Raw genomic sequence first — 15,455 nt, forward strand, 5'->3', positions numbered from 1 at the left:
TACTGTGAAATGGGATACATGATAATAAAATAAAGGCATCAATTTTGATGTTTATACATTAGCTCGTCTTGACTTCAAGGGAGCGTCCATATATGCCTTAGCATGAAGAAATGTCATTTACTTAACCCTGATGATGTTCTTCATGAAAGTGGGAATGGCGCACGGAGGATTACAGGTGAATAATATACTGTAATCTATTTATCACTATCCTAGTACAACTAACATAGAGTAATTTAATGTAAATAGGTTGAAATAGCTTCATTACATTATTAAAGCTCTAATGAGAAGTACGATGCCTGCTTACTCAAACCGAAGTTGCTTTCTTGAATATCTGAATGATAGCTTTGGTGGCATTTGCGACTATCAATAAAGACCTAATTTAAAATACTGAATGACCGCTCATGGCACTGAGCTGAACTTCGGCAAAGAGCTAAAACGGTGGATACATTTTATGGGCAGGTTTATATTATCAGGGGCAACGCTCTAAAGGTAAGTCTCATCAATCTACTGTTATAACACTTGTATTTAAATGGATACGCATAATCTATCGTTTTTTTGGAAAACGAAATGCTGCTACGATGAGGCTAAATATTTAAAGGCACTTAAAGAGGGTGAGGTAGGATTACCAATTATCGGCTAATTGCATTCGATACGATGATAGTCTTTTTGTTCGCTTAATAAAGTTGAAGCTATGCCATTAAAATCACGAGGCACAATATCATCTATCTTATAGCCCAAACTTCATAGCTTATTATTGAATATATTTCATAATCTACTAATTCTTTAAGGCAAGTAGTTTAGCCAACAACATAGTAATTTTGCTTGTTGGCTATAATTTTAAACGTAAAAGTGAAATTTAGTTAAACTTTAAATTTTCACGAGGTCCTTAACCTTTTTGAATCTTACCTTGAGCCATAGGATCAGTTGAATTGCTAAGAAGTAAGCGGACTTGTTTCGCTTTGGTGCGAGCCTGTTCGAGAGTTGTTTGAGGGTAATTCCCCAAGGCTATGTCTTTATGCTTATCATCAAAAATATAACGGAAACAAAATAGCTTTAAGCCTGTATTTTTTACTAATAAATATAAGTTTTTATCGACATATTTTTTAGTTTGTTTCTGCCCCGAATTGCATTTTAAGTTTTTAATTTCTTGATTATTTAATTTCATTTTCTAAACACCTTTTTAGTTGGATTAGGTGTATCTTAATGAAAGATGGATCTATTTATATCTCGAAGTATGTTAGAAACCTCACATAAACTTATAAAAGTATCTGTGACACCTTATGAATTTATGACTTAATAAATGTTTAGCTGGCATGGCAGCATAATTTTTAGTAGCTAAAGCTCTGTTCAATAGAGTTAAATCCTATCAGGAAGAGTGGTAAGAGCGATAAGTTGATAGTCAATTAGTATGTTAGTATTTACTGATTGATAAAGTAATTACTAATATAGAGCTTACTGAAAGCGTGCAATTAAAGGTACACAGTACATAGATGAATGTAACCCAATTCAATCACAATCTATGATTGGAATATCAGACCAGCGTGTTGTGTAGTGGGGTGATAAAAAAGCCCGTTTCATAGTCCATGATTGTGTCAGCTTTTCACTTCCTAAAGATAAAGTGCCAACCCCATAACGTTTATTTATAGCATCCAAGCATGCCATTACTTCTGGATTATTTTTACTCACAGCGAACATATCTGCTTGTTGAAATAACTCACTTTCTAATTCTATTGCGCCAATACCGCAGCGATAAAAGCGGGTGTTAGGTTTAAAAATATCATTAATAACATCTGAAACAGCATTGGCTATGACATTGGTATCAGATGTAGGTATAGGAAAATCATAGAGCAAAGACTTTTTATAATACATGTTTTCGTGTGGCGAGCTTGCAGCGAATATAACGAGTCGTTTTGCTAATGACTGCTGTTTCCTTAGCTTACGACCAACAATCGCTGCGTGTGTTACGAGGGCTGATTTTAATGCATTTAAATCACTCACTCTTTCCCCGAAACTTCTTGTAGAGTAGATTTCTCTTTTATCCTGTTTTACTTCATCCCAGCTCAAACAAGCGATGCCATTGAGTTCACTTACAATCCTCTCAACAACAACGCTAAAAATACGTCGCATTGCTTTTGGGTTTTGATTCGCTAAATCCCATGCACTTTTAATTCCCATCACCTTGAGTTTACTACCGAGTCGAGAACCAATACCCCAGACATCGGTAACATCCATACGTATAAGTACTTCTTGGCGTGATATATCATCATTAATAACAGCAACCCCGTTATAGCCTGACAGTTTTTTTGCTGCATGATTGGCTGCTTTAGCTAACGTTGGAGTAGTGCCAAAGCCTACCCCAACGGGCAGTCCTGTCTCACGCCATACAGCCCGGCGTATAGTGTGTCCGTAGTCAGTCCAGTCGTTAATAATTTTAGAAAAACCAGTAAAACGTAAAAATGACTCATCAATACTATAAACATAATGGTCATCACAAAAACGATTGATGACTGTCATCATTCTTTCACTCAAATCAGCGTAGAGTTCATAATTCGATGAGCGCACAACGACATTATGCTGCTCTAAATAGGGTTTTATTTTAAAGTAAGGCTCGAACTTAGGGATGTTAAGCTTTCTCGCAATAGGACATATAGCGCAGATACAGCCATCATTATTTGTTAATACAACAACGGGCTTGTGCCGTAAAGAAGGGTCAAACACCTTTTCTGCACTTGCATAAAAGGCCACCGCATCTACTAGGGCAAACATCGATTTAACTCAACTTTATTTTTGTGTAGGCGGATACTCGTAGTAACGACACCTTCGAGTTTAAAGTCATCATCTTTAGAAATATAAACAGATTTATAATCGTTAGATGCAGAGATTAGTAAACGCTTTGATTTATCGATGATTTTACAAACAAATGTACCGTTATAGTTTGCAACAATGATATCGCCTGTACTTACATCTTCAGCTCTATCAATAACTAACAAATCACCATCGAATATCCCTACGTCTTGCATAGAATGGCCTGAAGCTAGACCAATAAAAGTGGCGTTAGGATGTTTTATTATCAGCTCATCGATTGAAATATCTAGCTCAATATATTCTGCGGCAGGAGATCCAAAGCCTGTAATACCTGCTTCTATGAAAATTGGAATAATGTACATATGCACCTCTATACTGTTTATATGTACAGTATAGTTTGAGAGATAAAACATACCAATACTTTTTTAATTTTAAGTTAGGGGGGCAAATTAAATTTGAAGATGAACCTTTATGTTAGGTAATAAATTCCTATCATTTTGTATACCACCCCACGATTATCAAGGGTCCAAGTCTGTATTCATAAAGAAGCCAGTTTATTTAAATTTATCTCTTGCCACTCTATATATTGAACTCCTCCACAGTTACAGGCATATTCATAGGAATAACTAATTATCAGGTAACACTATGAAATTATTAATAACCTTACTACTAACAATACTAGGCAGTTCAGAAGTCTTAGCTGAAAATCAAGAAATCGAATCATTTAGTAAAGCGAAAAATATTTTAGAAAAGCAAGTTTATAACAATCACCGAAGTACGCTTTACTGTGGTGCTGAATTTGATTCTCAGAAAAAAGTAACAGCACCAAAAGGCTTTACCACGACTAAGTATCTTAAGCGTGCCAAAAAAGTTGAGTGGGAGCATATTGTGCCTGCGGAGAATTTTGGCCGTACTTTCAGTGAATGGAGAGATGGACATAGCCAATGTGTTAGTAGTAAAGGGAAGTCATTTAAAGGTCGAAGATGTGCGGAGAAAGTTAATACTGAGTATCGCCTTATGCAGGCTGACATGTTTAACCTTTATCCTGCTATAGGTGCTGTTAATGCGTTAAGAAGTAATTATAATTTCACTGTACTGCCTTCAGCACAAAGTGATTTCGGTAGTTGTGCGATGAAGATAGATAACAGAAAAGCAGAACCGCCTGAATCAGCTAGAGGAGAGATTGCACGTACTTACCTTTATATGGAGAGCGCTTATAAACGTTATAATATGAGCTCATCACAGCGACAGCTAATGAATGCGTGGGATAAAATGTACCCTGTAGATGACTGGGAATGTACTAGAGCAAAAAAAATATCTAGCTTACAGAAAAGCGAGAACAATGTAGTTAAAAGTCGGTGTGAAGCAAGTGGGCTTCTATGAGTGCTTTTTATAGCTAAGTATTTACAACCTGCAAAGTGATGTTTTGGCAATTGAAAGGTTGTAACTCGTTATGGGGCAAAGGCAGTATAAGAACACTGCCAGTGTTAAATCAACAATCGCTTTCTCTCGATAATCTTAATGGCGTCTTCAATCTCTATTCCCAAATATCTGATGGTGTTATCAATTTTGGTATGACCAAGTAGTAACTGAATGGCCCGTATATTTTCGTTCGAGCATAAACCAAAGTTGCTTTGGTTCTTTGGGGTTTTAATAAAGTACTTTGCTAAATTACGGACAATTGCCAAGCCTGCCGAACTATAACGGTAAGAACTGGGCTCTTTAATATGACTTTTAGAGTGGGCCTTGCTCATAACGTATGGAGAACTGATCACCTTTTAACTTAATTTACCGGTAATACCCAGCCTACCGCGCTATAACAGCAAGAACTAGGCTCTTTAATATGATTTTTAGAGTGGGCCTTGCTCATAACGTATGGAGAACTGATCACCTCTTTACTAAATTACCGATAATCTCTCATATCTGCCTAGCGATAACGGTTATAACTGGGCTTTAACTCTGACTTTTTGATCACCTTTTGCAGAGTAGCCCAACTTGCAGTGTGTGGAAAGTTGATCACCTTTTAACTTAATTTACCGGTTATGCCACGGCCTACCGCGCTATAACGGTAAAAACTGGGCTCTAAATATGACTTCTAGATCACTTTTTGTAGAGCAATCCAGTATCTAGCATGTGGGAAATTGATCACCTTTTAACTTAATTTACCGATTATGCCCAGCCTACCGCGCTATAACGGTAAGAACTGGGCTCTTTAATATGACTTTTAGAGTGAGCCTTGCTCATAACGTATGGAGAACTGATCACCTCTTTACTAAATTATCGATAATCTCTCATATCTGCCTAGCGATAACGGTTATAACTGGGCTTTAACTCTGACTTTTTGATCACCTTTTGCAGAGTAGCCCAACTTGCAGTGTGTGGAAAGTTGATCACCTTTTAACTTAATTTACCGGTAATACCCAGCCTACCGCGCTATAACAGCAAGAACTAGGCTCTTTAATATGATTTTTAGAGTGGGCATTGCTCATAACGTATGGAGAACTGATCACCTCTTTACTAAATTATCGATAATCTCTCATATCTGCCTAGCGACAACGGTTATAACTGGGCTTTAACACTGACTTTTTGATCACCTTTTGTAAAGTAAACCCGTTCGGAGTGTGTGGAAAACTGATTACCTCTTCACTAAATTACCGATAATCTCTCATATCTGCCTAGCGATAACGGTTATAACTGGGCTTTAACTCTGACTTTTTGATCACCTTTTGCAGAGTAGCCCAACTTGCAGTGTGTGGAAAGTTGATCACCTTTTACTACCTAGTGACTATAAACAGTGCGCTTCCCAGTTTTCACTAGACAGTTTTTAACTCAGAATAGTATGTACCTTCAAACTTAGCAGGTGAAACACCGCCTGTGTGTGAATGGCGCTTTTAATTGTCATAAAAAAGCTTTCTGCAACCGCATTATTATGACAGTTAACAGCGCGATTCATTGAAGACACAAGATTATGTTCTTTCAAAAATGCGAGATTGGACTTCAGCTTCTACCTAATCAGATTGCTCTATGGCATTGCAAAGCTCAGCATCACTACACAGTTTATTTAAATAATTAGACCATCGCTGCATCATTGCACGTCTTTGAGTAAGATATTCAGCGTGGTTATATGCAAGAGTTGTGGAGTTGCCCACTTTATGGGCAAGTTGCATTTCAATATGCTGAAAGTTTTCTTCTTGTTCGTTTAGTAATGTTGAAGCTGTTCCTCGAAAGCCGTGTGAAACAATATCATTAGTCGAGTAGCCCAATGCACGTAGACGATTATTCAGTACGTTTTTGCTAAACGGTTTAGAAGAATTCATCTCTGAGGGAAAAACGTACTTTGAATAATGAGTGTATTTATAAATATCTTGAAATTTAGATAGAGTTTGAACTGAAAGGGGGACGATATGAGTTTTACCTGCTTTCATTAATTCGCCGGGTATTTTAATATATTTATTTTCAAAATCTACATGTTCCCATCTTAAGCAACGAAGTTCGCTAGGGCGTAAAAATAGATGAGGTAGTAGTTTCAATGCTTCCTGAGAGCAATAAGAGCCTGAGTTGTTATTCTCAATAGTTAAAATGAGCTGTCCCAGTTCTTTCGAGTTAGTAATAGCTGCATGATTTTTTGGAGCTGAAATTTTTCCAGTCAATGCTACGTAGTCGAAATTAGTTAATGGGCAATTGTTAGTGAGATCTTTTGTAATCGCATAACGAAAAATACGATTTAGCATGGACAATAATGGGGGGACTTTTTTCACGGTATTAGCTTTAACTAAAGAGCTTACGATATTAATAATGTGATTCTTAGTAATATGGTCAATCTGTAGTTCACAAATCCCCTTAAGATCGCTTTTAAGCCAACGCAATAATTTTTCTTGGTAGGCATTACTCCATTCTTTTTTATTAAGTTCGAACCATTGAAACGCAATCTCACCGAAATTTAAATCTTTGCAAGTACTTTGAAGTTTAAGAAGCTTGCGTTGAGCCATCGGATCAATAGAATCACTGAGAAGCTGACGGGCCTTACCTGCTTTAGTGCGAGCTAGTTTTAGGGATATTGTGGGGTATTCTCCTAAGGACATATCTTTATGTTTACCGCCAAACATATAAATGAAATACCAAAACTTAGAACCAGTATTTTTTGTTATTAAATACAGGTTGTTACCATCAGATGTTTTAGTCTGTTTTTGATCAACTGGACATGTTTTTGCTTTTACTTTTTCATTATTGAGTATCATTTTTTAACACCTATTTGATTAGAATAGGGGTATTTTATTAAAAATTAGATCTATTTTTATCTCGATGTTTGTGAAATACCCCACATAAATACCCTAAACTTTCGAAATTTAAAAAGATCTAATGAAACCTTGTGAACTTATCAAAGTTATAAAAAAACCCGCAAAACAGTGTCTTGCGGGCCTTATAAAACTTAATGAATTCTTATGGATTCAATAGGGTGCGGTTCACATCATGCCGCCCATACCACCCATTCCGCCCATGCCACTCATATCAGCGCCGCCAGCTTCATCTTTTGGGATTTCAGCTACCATTGCTTCAGTAGTGATCATTAGACCCGCAATAGACCCTGCAAATTGTAATGCAGAGCGTGTTACTTTAGTTGGATCTAGGATACCCATTTCAATCATGTCATTGTATTCGCCAGTTGCTGCGTTGTAACCGTAGTTACCTTCGCCGCCTTTAACTGCGTTAATTACAACAGATGCTTCTTCGCCAGCATTTGTTACGATTTGACGAAGTGGTGCTTCCATTGCACGAAGTGCAACTTTAATACCGTGGTTTTGATCTTCGTTGTCGCCAACTAAATCAACCAGCTTGCTAGCTGCACGTACAAGTGCAACACCGCCGCCAGGTACTACGCCTTCTTCAACCGCTGCACGAGTTGCATTTAATGCATCTTCAACGCGGTCTTTTTTCTCTTTCATTTCCATTTCAGTAGCAGCACCTACTTTGATTACTGCAACACCGCCAGCTAGTTTAGCCATGCGCTCTTGTAGTTTCTCTTTATCGTAGTCTGATGTTGCTTCTTCGATTTGTGCTTTAATTTGTGAAACACGACCGCTAATACCCGCTTCTTCACCAGCACCATCAATGATTGTTGTATCATCTTTAGTAATAATTACGCGCTTAGCTGTACCTAGGTCTTCAACTGTTGCTTTTTCAAGCTCTAAGCCGATTTCTTCAGAAATTACAGTACCGCCAGTTAATACAGCGATATCTTGTAGCATTGCTTTACGACGGTCGCCAAAACCAGGTGCTTTAACAGCTGATACTTTAACAATACCGCGCATGTTATTAACTACTAATGTAGCTAGTGCTTCACCTTCAAGGTCTTCTGCGATGATTAGTAGTGGTTTGCTTGCTTTAGCAACCGCTTCTAATGTTGGTAATAATTCGCGGATGTTAGATATTTTTTTATCTACAAGTAGAATAAATGGGTTATCTAGTTCAACAGTACCTTTTTCTGGGCTGTTGATAAAGTAAGGAGATAAGTAACCACGGTCAAACTGCATGCCTTCAACAACATCTAGTTCGTTTTCAAGTGATTGACCTTCTTCTACAGTAATAACACCACTGTTACGGCCTACTTTTTCCATTGCTTGTGCAATGATATCGCCAATCTCTTTATCAGAGTTAGCTGAAATAGTACCTACTTGTGCAATTGCTTTAGTATCAGAACAAGGAACAGATAACGCTTTAAGCTCTGCAACAGCAGCAATAACTGCTTTGTCGATGCCGCGCTTAAGATCCATTGGGTTCATGCCCGCTGCAACAGCTTTAAGGCCTTCATTAACAATAGACTGTGCAAGTACTGTAGCGGTAGTTGTACCATCGCCTGCTGCATCATTTGCTTTAGATGCAACTTCTTTAACCATTTGTGCGCCCATGTTTTCAAACTTGTCTTCAAGTTCGATTTCTTTTGCTACAGATACACCATCTTTAGTGATAACTGGTGAGCCAAATGATTTATCTAGTACAACGTTACGGCCTTTAGGACCTAATGTAACTTTTACTGCGTTTGCCAGGATGTTTACGCCAGTTAGCATTTTAGCGCGTGCGTCACCTGCAAAAAGTACTTCTTTTGCTGCCATGTTTTAAATTCCTCTAAATTCTTAAATGTTTATAAACGAAAAGTAGGCTTAGCCTACAATGCCTAAAATATTATCTTCACGCATGATCAGGTACTCTTGACCTTCGATCTTTTCAACTTTTTCAACATATGAGCCAAATAACACAGTGTCACCGGCTTTAACTTCTAAAGCTCTAACGTCACCGTTTTCTAAAACGCGACCATTACCAACGGCAACAACTTCACCGCGAGTTGACTTTTCAGCTGCAGAGCCAGTTAATACAATACCGCCAGCAGATTTTGTTTCTTCTTCTAGACGTTTAACGATTACGCGATCTTGTAAAGGACGAATGTTCATGTTTTTTAGTTCTCCTAACAGTTTCTGTACATTACAGAAAAAAGCTTTCTAATTTGCATTCATTAATGGGGGTAGAGTGTAAAATTCCAAGAGAAAAAACGATAAATATTTAATCTTTTCTCTCATATTCACCATCAATAGTTGTTGGTCGTTCCATTTGCCCTTGCTCTCGTTCAGCATGTTGTTGCTGAGCAAACGGCGATGACCCTTGTTGCATGCCTGCGCTCATTCTAACAGTTGCTTGACTAGCAAGGCCTGCGGCCAGTTTGTTACGAATTGCAGGGGTCAATAATAGTAACCCAAACACGTCAGTCATAATGCCTGGAGTAAGTAATAATACACCTGCAATTACAACACAAATTCCGGTAAATAGTTCTTTGGCTGGCATTTGACCTTGTGCCATTTGGGTTTGCACATTTTGTAGTGCGCCCATACCTTGCGTTCTAACCATTTTAGCACCTAAAATCGCGGTAATAACGACAAGCGAAATTGTTGCAAACCCACCAATCACATCACTTACTTGAATCAGCAAAGCGATTTCGATGATTGGGATGATAATAAACAACACAAATAAAAATCTAAACATAATGCTCTCTAAATAATGACACTCAAAAGAGTTGATGAAATATAAGTGAGGGTGACTAGGTCTCTTTTCAAGGTTAGCACATGGGGAACGTTATTTTACTGTGGTTTTAGCGTCTACACATTGTACCTTCTATCAGATACTATAAGGCTAGACACCATAAAATAAGTAAAGGTTCATAATGAGTACGCAATTTAAAATGATTTTTACGACCTGCAAAGATGAAAATGAAGCACGCACATTAGCAAAGGCACTGGTAGAGAAAAAACTCGCAGCCTGTGTAAATATTTTGCCAAATATGAGCTCTATTTATATGTGGGAAGGTGAGGTAGCAGAGTCAACAGAGGCTAAACTACTAATTAAAACAAAGGCTGATAAAACAAACGATGTGTTTTTAACCATAAAAGCAATGCACAGCTACGAAGTACCGGAGATACAAGTTATAGATGTAGCAACCGGAAACTTAGCATATTTTAATTGGATGGATGAGGTACTGAATTAATGCGTTTTTTCTTTTTATTATTGGTAACGTTATTAACTGTTCCTGTAAAGGCTGCAACTAATAATGTGCTTGGCGATTTACTGGGGCCTCCTCAACACACTTTTTTACCGGTAGACCAAGCATTTGTATTTGATTTTGACCAACAAGGTAACACTTTGTTTGTGGGTTGGGATATTGCGCCAGACTATTACCTTTATAAAAAGAAAATAGAGCTCATTGCTAAAGATGCCACCATAGAGGTGGGGGACTCTGGCAGTGGCGAAATTATCGAAGATGAATTTTTTGGTAAAACAGAAGTTTTTTTTAATACCGCAAGCGTTGTTAGTAAGCTAAGTAATGTGAATGAAGGCGCTGTGGTAAAGGTTCGTTATCAGGGCTGTGCCAAAGCAGGGCTTTGTTATCCACCAGAAGTAATTAGTATTCCGCTAAGTGTAATTGTTGATGACCAAGTAAAAAATATACAACAAAATAACGCTAATGATGAAGTAGCCACAACTGCAAGCACATTTGCAGCCCTTAATGAGCCGGCTGCTGAACCAACAATTGATTCGGGTGATACCGAAAAAGAACTTACCTTTACTGAGCAACTAGCAAGCCAGAGCTTGATGACCAATTTATTAATATTTTTTGTTGTTGGTGTTGGTCTTGCGTTTACGCCATGTGTATTTCCAATGTTCCCTATTTTGTCGAGCTTAATAGCGGGGCAGCAAAACCTATCAACTAAAAAAGCGTTTGCGTTATCGTTTGTATACATACAAGGAATGGCAGTTACCTATGCGGCATTAGGTTTAGTTGTTGCTGCACTTGGTGGCCAGGTTCAGGGTTATTTACAGCACCCATATGTACTTATTAGCTTTAGCTTATTGTTTGTATTGCTCGCTATGTCGATGTTTGGTTGGTACGAAATAAAACTACCAAGCAGTATGATGAGTAAACTAACGCAGGTTAGTAACAATCAAAAAGGTGGTAATTACGTAGGCGTATTTTTAATGGGCGTGCTTTCGGGGTTAATAGCATCACCTTGTACTACTGCGCCATTGTCGGCAGCATTATTATTTGTAGCGCAAAGTGGCGATTATTTAGTGGGCGGATTAACACTTTATGTGCTTAGTTTAGGCATGGGATTACCACTGTTATTACTTGGTACCTCTGGCGGTAAGTTGCTTCCTAAAGCCGGCGGTTGGATGGAACAAGTTAAAACATTATTCGGGTTTGTAATGTTAGTTGTGCCGCTTATATTACTTGAGCGACTTGTAAACGCTGATATTATTTTACTAATGGCTGGTGTACTTGCATTAGCAACTGCAATTTATTTACACCATTGGCAAAGCAGCCAAGGTCCAAGTAAATTAAAAACAGCTTTATGGTTTGCAGCAACACTTTTAGTTATCACTGGTTTCACTTTAAGCAAAAACTATTTTTGGCCAGCGCAAGTACAAACAGTACAGGTAAGCTCACAAAATAATGAGTTTAAACAGGTTGCCAATTTAACGGAGTTAAAAGAAGCGGTAGCACAAGCAAACGATGAGGGTCGATTGGTTATGGTCGATTTGTACGCTGATTGGTGCGTTGCTTGTAAAGAGTTTGAACATTACACGTTTCCTGATGCTAAAGTGCAAAATGAATTTAGCCATTATCAACTTATTCAAATAGATTTGACGCAAAGTGATAATAAAACAGTTGAGCTGATGGAAGAGTACACGGTGTTTGGTTTACCTAGTATTTTGTTTTTTAACACTCAAGGGCAAGAGCTTAGTACGCAACGAGTGACTGGCTTTTTAAACGCTGATGATTTTGCTAAACACCTCGCTATAGTGCGCGCCAGCGCACAATAATAGTGCAATGGTGCCACTTAATTTAGAGAGTGGCACCTCCTTAATTCTTCTTTAATTTGTACCTCCAACACTGATAAGACCAGTATTTTGCTGCTATTTACGTCGAAATCACTATAATAGTTGGTTAACGTGAGAATTTGTTGCTACATTGCTTTTTCTGCTTACTTAAAAGTGAAAAACTAGTTAGTAACTGCTTAACTCATTACTTATAGGATATATCGCGTATTATGACTGCAAAATTTAACCTTTTAGTTATAAATGGTCCAAATTTAAACATGCTAGGTAAACGTGAACCGGAAAAATACGGTTTTCAAACACTTAGTGAAATTATGAGCGAACTTACAAGTGCCGCTGATAGTCTAGATGTTAAGTTAACGCATTTTCAGAGTAATAGTGAGCAAGCACTCATTGAACGAATTCATGATGCTTGGCAAGCGGTTGATTATATAATTATCAACCCGGCTGCATTTACGCATACTAGCGTCGCATTACGTGATGCACTGTTAAGTGTTGATATTCCGTTTTTTGAGGTGCATTTAAGTAATGTGCACGCACGTGAAGCGTTTCGCCATCATTCGTATTTTTCTGATGTGGCACAGGGCGTGATATGTGGATTAGGTGCAATGGGTTATCACGCAGCATTAAATGCAGCGGTTAGCCGGTTGCAAAACGCAATTTAATTTAAATTAACAGACAAACTAACAGGCGGGTCGTGTAATGGATATTCGCAAGATAAAGAAGCTTATCGAATTAGTAGAAGAATCAGGTATTGCTGAGCTAGAAATCACTGAAGGTGAAGAATCAGTACGTATTAACCGTAACAATATGAGCGCAGGCCCAGGTTACCCACAATTTGCTCCTCAACAATATGCACCAGCGCCAGCAGCACCAGTTGCAGCGGCTCCTGTAGCAGTTGAAGCAGCACCAGCAGAACCTACTGGTCATCAAGTTAAATCACCAATGGTTGGGTCTTTTTACTCTGCTGCGTCTCCTGAAGCTCCAGCATATGTAGAAGTTGGTCAGCAGGTTAAAGTTGGCGATACACTTTGTATTATCGAAGCTATGAAAATGATGAACCAAATTGAATCAGATAAAGCCGGTACAGTAAGAGCTATTTTAGCTGAAAATGGCGAGCCAATAGAATTTGATCAACCACTATTCATCATTGAATAATAGCGTAACCTAAAAGGCCAACTCTAATGTTAGATAAAGTAGTCATTGCAAACCGAGGTGAAATTGCACTTCGTATATTGCGCGCCTGCAAAGAGCTTGGGATCAAAACGGTTGCTGTGCATTCAACGGCAGATCGCGATCTTAAGCATGTATTGCTTGCAGATGAAACCATCTGTATTGGTAGACCATCAGCAACTGAAAGTTATTTAGATATTCCGCGCATTATTGCTGCGGCTGAAATAACTGATGCTGTAGCGATTCATCCAGGTTACGGTTTCCTTGCAGAAAACGCTGATTTTGCCGACCAAGTTGAGCAAAGTGGTTTTGTATTTATCGGTCCTACAGGCGACACCATTCGTCTTATGGGTGATAAAGTGTCTGCTATTGCAGCAATGCGAAAAGCAGGCGTTCCATGTGTTCCAGGCTCTGACGGTCCGGTATCAGATGATAAAGAACGTAACATGCAAATCGCTAAGCGTATTGGTTACCCGGTAATCATCAAAGCCGCTGGTGGCGGTGGTGGTCGTGGTATGCGTGTTGTTCGTAGCGAAGCTGAACTTATTGATTCAATTGCATTAACACAACAAGAAGCTAAGCAGTTCTTTGGTAATGGTATGGTTTACATGGAAAAATTCCTTGAAAATCCACGTCATATCGAAGTTCAAGTATTAGCTGATGGTCAAGGCAATGCAGTACATTTAGGTGAACGTGATTGTTCTATGCAACGTCGTCACCAAAAAGTAGTTGAAGAAGCGCCAGCACCAGGTATTACCGCAGAAACACGTAAATTTATTGGTGAACGCTGTACTCGTGCATGTATCGAAATTGGATACCGCGGTGCAGGTACGTTTGAGTTTTTATACGAAAACGGCGAGTTTTACTTCATCGAAATGAATACACGTATTCAGGTTGAACACCCTGTAACTGAAATGGTTACTGGTATCGATTTAGTGAAAGAGCAGTTAAAAATTGCAGCGGGTCAGCCATTATCATTCACTCAAGACGACGTTGTTATTCGTGGTCATGCTATTGAGTGTCGTATTAATGCTGAAGATCCTGAAACGTTTATCCCGTCACCGGGTAAAATTACACGTTTCCATCCTGCTGGTGGTTTAGGTATTCGCTGGGACAGCCATATTTATGCTGACTACACGGTTCCACCACATTACGATTCAATGATTGGTAAGTTAATTACTTACGGTGAAAACCGTGATGTAGCTATTGCACGTGCACGTAACGCACTTAATGAGCTAGTAATTGACGGAATTAAAACTAATACTCCTCTGCATAAGAAAATTCTTGCAGACGAAAACTTCCAAAATGGTGGTACTAACATCCACTATCTTGAAAAGAAATTAGGATTATAATTCTTTGATTGATAAAAACCGGCGCTTAGCCGGTTTTTTTATGTCTGGATTCTACATCTATCTAAGCTATCTCAAGGTACGAGTTTTAGTTGAAGTAAAAAAATTTTAGTAAGGCATTAATTGTAAGTCGCTATGAAACGCTGAATTCTATATTTTGAGGTTGCTTGAGTATAAGCTCCGTTATCGCCTAAGTTAAATAATCTGGTATGATTAGCAAACAAGCGCTTTGTATAAATTTTTGAGGTAGTTATGTCGCGTAGTTTTGAGTCTCACCTGAGTGATGAAGTAGCCACAGTAGCAATGGGCAATCAGATTGCAGCTATTATAGAGCAAGGTGCGGTGATTTATTTACATGGTGATTTAGGTGCTGGTAAAACGACATTTACACGCGGAGTAGTACAAGGTTTTGGGCATACGGGCAAAGTTAAAAGCCCTACATATACCTTAGTTGAACCTTATGAGCTTGAAAAAGCGAATGTTTATCACTTTGACTTATATCGTTTAGGCGATCCGGAAGAGCTTGAATACATGGGCATACGGGATTATTTTTCAGCGGATGTAATTTGTGTTGTTGAGTGGCCAGAAAAAGGAGGGGAATTTATTCCTGTGCCTGATTTAGATATTACTCTAAGCTATGTAGATGATGAGCGGAAAATTGTTATTAAAAGTGCCAGTGAGCGCGGTGTCGCAATAGTCGAAAAACTAAATAGCTAAATTGCATAAAGTATTTTTAGCTCAATATAA

The 15,455-nt window shown here is 38.4% G+C and carries 14 protein-coding genes and 2 pseudogenes; 8 read left to right on the plus strand and 8 right to left on the minus strand.

Annotated elements, in window-relative coordinates; translation table 11 throughout:
• Positions 1–452: 452 nt before the first annotated feature.
• A pseudogene (locus GQR56_RS21415) lies at positions 453–640 on the plus strand (hypothetical protein); the annotation flags it as partial.
• Between the two features lie 246 nt (positions 641–886).
• Here the strand turns inward: GQR56_RS21415 and GQR56_RS00005 are convergent.
• The 3 genes from GQR56_RS00005 to umuD form a co-directional block, all read right to left on the minus strand.
• Complete coding sequence (locus tag GQR56_RS00005) at positions 887–1,165, minus strand: Arm DNA-binding domain-containing protein (RefSeq protein WP_166108753.1); 279 nt, start codon at positions 1,163–1,165, stop codon at positions 887–889.
• Between the two features lie 341 nt (positions 1,166–1,506).
• Positions 1,507–2,766: a Y-family DNA polymerase gene (locus GQR56_RS00010; protein ID WP_166108754.1), complete on the minus strand. Its 1,260-nt coding sequence runs from the start codon at positions 2,764–2,766 to the stop codon at positions 1,507–1,509.
• Positions 2,754–3,167, minus strand: coding sequence for a translesion error-prone DNA polymerase V autoproteolytic subunit (gene umuD, locus GQR56_RS00015; RefSeq protein ID WP_166108755.1), 414 nt, complete (start codon positions 3,165–3,167; stop codon positions 2,754–2,756). Before umuD ends, GQR56_RS00010 begins: the two co-directional genes overlap by 13 nt.
• A gap of 283 nt (positions 3,168–3,450) precedes the next feature.
• Between umuD and GQR56_RS00020 the strand changes: the two genes are divergently transcribed.
• Complete coding sequence (locus GQR56_RS00020; RefSeq protein ID WP_166108756.1) at positions 3,451–4,188, plus strand: endonuclease; 738 nt, start codon at positions 3,451–3,453, stop codon at positions 4,186–4,188.
• Between the two features lie 104 nt (positions 4,189–4,292).
• Here GQR56_RS00020 and GQR56_RS21420 read toward each other — a convergent pair.
• From GQR56_RS21420 to GQR56_RS00045, 5 genes and pseudogenes are all read right to left on the minus strand, one after another.
• Positions 4,293–4,447: pseudogene (locus tag GQR56_RS21420) on the minus strand (integrase); the annotation flags it as partial.
• A gap of 1,366 nt (positions 4,448–5,813) precedes the next feature.
• Positions 5,814–7,043: a site-specific integrase gene (locus GQR56_RS00030; RefSeq protein ID WP_166108757.1), complete on the minus strand. Its 1,230-nt coding sequence runs from the start codon at positions 7,041–7,043 to the stop codon at positions 5,814–5,816.
• Positions 7,044–7,268: 225 nt separating this feature from the next.
• Positions 7,269–8,915: a chaperonin GroEL gene (gene groL, locus GQR56_RS00035; protein WP_024610814.1), complete on the minus strand. Its 1,647-nt coding sequence runs from the start codon at positions 8,913–8,915 to the stop codon at positions 7,269–7,271.
• A 48-nt stretch (positions 8,916–8,963) separates the two neighbouring features.
• A complete protein-coding gene (locus GQR56_RS00040; RefSeq protein WP_007580032.1) occupies positions 8,964–9,251 on the minus strand; it encodes a co-chaperone GroES in 288 nt (95 codons plus the stop codon).
• 109 nt (positions 9,252–9,360) lie between these two features.
• Positions 9,361–9,837, minus strand: coding sequence for an FxsA family protein (locus GQR56_RS00045; protein ID WP_024610815.1), 477 nt, complete (start codon positions 9,835–9,837; stop codon positions 9,361–9,363).
• Between the two features lie 178 nt (positions 9,838–10,015).
• On the opposite strand from GQR56_RS00045, the gene cutA reads away from it, so the two are divergent.
• From cutA to tsaE, 6 genes are all read left to right on the plus strand, one after another.
• The gene (gene cutA / locus GQR56_RS00050) at positions 10,016–10,336 is read left to right on the plus strand and encodes a divalent-cation tolerance protein CutA (protein WP_024610816.1); all 321 of its coding nucleotides are present in this window, start codon (positions 10,016–10,018) and stop codon (positions 10,334–10,336) included.
• Complete coding sequence (locus GQR56_RS00055) at positions 10,336–12,171, plus strand: protein-disulfide reductase DsbD (RefSeq protein WP_166108758.1); 1,836 nt, start codon at positions 10,336–10,338, stop codon at positions 12,169–12,171. The genes cutA and GQR56_RS00055 overlap by 1 nt, the downstream gene beginning before the upstream one ends.
• 227 nt (positions 12,172–12,398) lie before the next feature.
• Positions 12,399–12,851, plus strand: coding sequence for a type II 3-dehydroquinate dehydratase (gene aroQ / locus GQR56_RS00060; protein WP_024610818.1), 453 nt, complete (start codon positions 12,399–12,401; stop codon positions 12,849–12,851).
• Positions 12,852–12,888: 37 nt separating this feature from the next.
• Positions 12,889–13,344, plus strand: a complete 456-nt coding sequence (gene accB, locus GQR56_RS00065) for an acetyl-CoA carboxylase biotin carboxyl carrier protein (RefSeq protein WP_024589567.1) — start codon at positions 12,889–12,891, stop codon at positions 13,342–13,344.
• A gap of 26 nt (positions 13,345–13,370) precedes the next feature.
• On the plus strand, positions 13,371–14,711 hold the full coding sequence (gene accC, locus GQR56_RS00070) for an acetyl-CoA carboxylase biotin carboxylase subunit (RefSeq protein ID WP_024610819.1): 1,341 nt from the start codon (positions 13,371–13,373) through the stop codon (positions 14,709–14,711).
• Between the two features lie 249 nt (positions 14,712–14,960).
• Positions 14,961–15,425, plus strand: a complete 465-nt coding sequence (gene tsaE, locus GQR56_RS00075) for a tRNA (adenosine(37)-N6)-threonylcarbamoyltransferase complex ATPase subunit type 1 TsaE (protein ID WP_166108759.1) — start codon at positions 14,961–14,963, stop codon at positions 15,423–15,425.
• Positions 15,426–15,455: the final 30 nt, after the last annotated feature.

The sequence above is a fragment of the Pseudoalteromonas sp. Z9A5 genome (assembly GCF_011378875.1).
GTDB lineage: Bacteria > Pseudomonadota > Gammaproteobacteria > Enterobacterales > Alteromonadaceae > Pseudoalteromonas.